General features: G+C 69.4%; 2 protein-coding genes and 1 riboswitch. Both genes read right to left on the bottom strand.

The genetic code is table 11. From position 1 onward, the window contains the following. A partial coding sequence (gcvP, locus tag ACFWF3_RS30005) for an aminomethyl-transferring glycine dehydrogenase (protein WP_379317002.1) occupies window positions 1-2,257 on the bottom strand: 2,257 nt, incomplete at its 3' end. 164 nt (window positions 2,258-2,421) lie between these two features. Continuing rightward, window positions 2,422-2,521, bottom strand: a riboswitch (glycine riboswitch). 168 nt (window positions 2,522-2,689) lie between these two features. Continuing rightward, on the bottom strand, window positions 2,690-3,121 hold a 432-nt coding region (locus ACFWF3_RS30000; protein WP_379317000.1), incomplete at its 5' end, for a MerR family transcriptional regulator.

Here is a 3,121-nt window from a genome sequence, read left to right as displayed (position 1 = left end):
GGCCCTCGGCGCCCATCATCCGGATGTAGGCCCAGGTGATCGGCAGGATCGACGCGGAACCGTAGTTCGCCGCCGACACCGCGTGCGAACCGGCTTCGAGCGGGTCACCCGGCAGGTACTGCGCCAGGTGCGCACCCACCGCGACCGGGCCGACGCCGGGGCCGCCGCCGCCGTGCGGGATGCAGAAGGTCTTGTGCAGGTTCAGGTGGCTCACGTCGCCGCCGAACCGGCCCGGACGGGCAAGGCCGACAAGGGCATTGAGGTTCGCGCCGTCGACGTACACCTGGCCGCCGGCATCGTGCACGAGCGCGCACAACTCGGCGACTTCGTGCTCGTAGACGCCGTGGGTGGACGGGTAGGTGATCATGATGCAGGCCAGCCGGTCGGCGTGGTCGGCGATCTTGGCACGCAGGTCGTCGAGGTCGACGTCACCGTTCGCACGGCACTTGACCACCTCGACGCGCATGCCGACCATGGCCGCCGAGGCGGCGTTGGTCCCGTGCGCGCTGGACGGGATGAGGCAGGTGTCGCGGTGGTCGTCACCGCGATCGAGGTGGTAGCGGCGGATCGCGAGCAAGCCCGCGTACTCGCCCTGACTGCCGGCATTGGGCTGCAGGCTCACCGCGTCGTAGCCGGTGATCTCGGCCAGCCACCGCTCGAGGTCGGCGATCAGTGTGCGGATGCCGGGGGTGTCCTCGGTGGGTGCGAAGGGGTGCAGGCGGGCGAAGCCGGGCCAGGTGATGGGCTCCATCTCCGCGGTCGCGTTGAGCTTCATCGTGCACGAACCGAGCGGAATCATGCTGCGGTCCAAGGCGATGTCCTTGTCCGAGAGCGCGCGCAAATAGCGCAACATGGCGGTCTCGGTGTGGTGGCGGGTGAACGCCGGGTGGGTCAGGTAGTCCGAGGTGCGGGTCTCGATCGCGGCGGGCTCGGCGCCCGCGCCCGCGTCGGGAGTCAGTGCGGTGCCGAAGGATTCGACGACGGCCGCGACATGCGCGTCGGTGGTGGCCTCGTCGCAGGCGATGGCGACGTGGTCGGCGTCGACCAGGCGCAGGTTGATGCCCTTCGACTTCGCCTTGGCGACAACCGCTTCCGCGCCGCCGGGCACGTGGGCGAGCACGGTGTCGAAGAAGGCACTGTGCACCACGGCCCCACCGAGGCCGGTCGCGACGGCAGCGGCGTGCTGGTGCACCCGGCGCGCGATGGCGCGCAGGCCGTTGGCACCGTGGTAGCTCGCGTACATCGCGGCGACGATGGCCAGCAGCACCTGGGCGGTACAGATGTTCGAGGTGGCCTTCTCGCGGCGGATGTGCTGCTCACGGGTCTGCAGCGCCAGACGGTAGGCGGGCGCGCCGTCGGCGTCGACGGACACGCCGACCAGGCGACCGGGCAACTGACGGGCGAAGGCGGTGCGCACGGCGAGGTAACCGGCATGCGGGCCGCCGAAGCCCATCGGCACGCCGAAGCGCTGGGTGGTACCGAAGCACACGTCGGCACCCTGTTCACCGGGCGGGGTGCTCAACGTCATCGCGAGCAGATCGGCGCCGGCGGCGACCAGTGCGCCGCGCTCGTGGGCGGCGGCGAACAGCGAGGTCCAGTCGACGATGTGGCCCGAGGCGCCCGGGGTCTGCACGATCACGCCGAAGAACTCGCCCTCCGGCAGCTCCCCGGTCGACAGGTCGGCCTCGATGATCTCGATGCCGAGCGGCTCGGCCCTGGTGCCGATGATGGTCTTGGTCTGCGGGAACAGATCGGCGTCGATCAGCAGCCGGTTCGACTTGGACTTGCCCGCGCGGCGCAGCAGCGTCATCGCCTCGGCCGCGGCGGTGGCCTCGTCGAGCATGGAAGCATTGGCGACGTCCATGCCGGTCAGATCCGACACCATGGTCTGGAAGTTGAGCAGCGCCTCGAGCCTGCCCTGGCTGATCTCGGGCTGGTACGGGGTGTAGGCGGTGTACCAGGCGGGGTTTTCGAGCAGATTGCGCACCAGCACCGGCGGGGTGAGGGTGTCGTAGTAGCCCAGACCGATCATCGAGGTGGCGACGGTGTTCGCCTGCGCCAGCGTGGCCAGTTCCTCGAGCACCTCGTGCTCGGAGGCGGGCGCGGGCAACGCGCCGAGGCCGGACTCGTCGAGGATCGTGGCGGGCAACGCCGTGGTCGCGAGCGCGTCGAGGGACTCGACGCCGATGGTCGCGAGGATCCGGGCGAGTTCGCCGGAATCGGGTCCGATGTGGCGGTCGGCGAACGAACGGGTCACGGCAGCTCCAGGTCGGGCGGGTCGACCTCATGGTCGACGGGTACCAGCCCTCCCCCTCTGTCTGTGCGCCTGAGAGATTCGGAAACCCGGCCCCCGAAACGGGAAGACCGTGCCCCTTTCCCCGTGGGCGGGCAGCCGGATGCCACCGCTTTCCAGAGGCGTCGAATCACCGTGCGGTCCCTGTTGCCTGAGAGATTGACGGGGAGGTGCTGCTCCTTCGGCGCCCCGATTCTCACGAACCGAGGACTCTCCCGCACGGCGGCGACGCACCACCGATTCTAGATGCAGCGAACCCCCGGTCGCGCCACCAGGGGCCCGCCGGGGGTGTAGTGCTGATCACTGTCGCGCCTCTCCGCGCCTTCGGGCCGGACTCAGGTGCGGGGCCGGGCGGCAAACGCGGCCGAGTGGAGACGAGACGGCCGGTCGGCACGACTAACCGGTTTTCCGGTTCTCCCTCACCTTGCGTCGAAAAGAGAGCTCGTCTTCGGGGCGGTCGGTAATGGCGGTGGCTCGTTCTGCCGGGAAGTCCGCGATCGCGCCGGTCAGCTCACGCATGGCGCCACCGACGGCGATCCCGAAGACTCCCTGGCCGCCCTGCAGTAAATCGACTACTTCCTCGGGTGAGGTGCACTCGTACACTGAGGTGCCGTCGGAGAACAGGGTGATCCCGGCCAGATCGCCCACGCCACGACTGCGCAGGTGATCGACGGCGATCCGGATGTTCTGTAAAGAGATGCCCGCGTCCAGCAGCCGCTTCACGATCTTGAGGACAAGGATGTCCTTGAACGAGTACAGCCGCTGGCTGCCCGATCCCGCCGCACCACGGATCGACGGCACGACCAGCCCGGTCCGGGCCCAGTAGTC

Origin of the sequence: Nocardia sp. NPDC060220, from assembly GCF_042727815.1 — a bacterium.
Taxonomy (GTDB): domain Bacteria; phylum Actinomycetota; class Actinomycetes; order Mycobacteriales; family Mycobacteriaceae; genus Nocardia.
This window is presented reverse-complemented; position numbering and strand designations above follow the sequence as displayed.